This is a genomic window from Pseudomonas sp. SIMBA_041, from assembly GCF_046535095.1.
Taxonomy (GTDB): Bacteria; Pseudomonadota; Gammaproteobacteria; order Pseudomonadales; family Pseudomonadaceae; genus Aquipseudomonas; species Aquipseudomonas mucoides.
On record NZ_JAWRXJ010000467.1, the window covers coordinates 1 to 263 of the forward strand.

1 protein-coding gene is annotated in these 263 nt (G+C 66.5%); it reads right to left on the reverse strand.

Annotation, left to right across the window (positions count from 1 at the left end; all coding sequences use genetic code 11):
• On the reverse strand, positions 1-263 hold a 263-nt coding region (locus SB725_RS31950; protein WP_410923475.1), incomplete at both ends, for an ABC transporter permease.

Below are 263 nucleotides of genomic sequence, written 5' to 3' on the forward strand. Positions count from 1 at the left end.
GCCGCCACGCCATGCGCCAGCACCAGTTTGTCGCCGAGCCGGTAGTGCAGCGCCTCGGCCACCTCGGCGCCGAGCACCACTTCGAACGGGTCGTCGGCGAACGCACGGCCCTGGCTCAGTTCCAGGTGCTGCCTGCGGCCATACTGGTAATGGCTGAAATAGTCGCCGGTGGTGCCCATCACGCGATAGCCGCGGTGCGAGTCGCCGAGCGAAATGGGGATCGCCCACTTTACCCGTGGGTCCTGGGCATAGTGCTGGTAGCT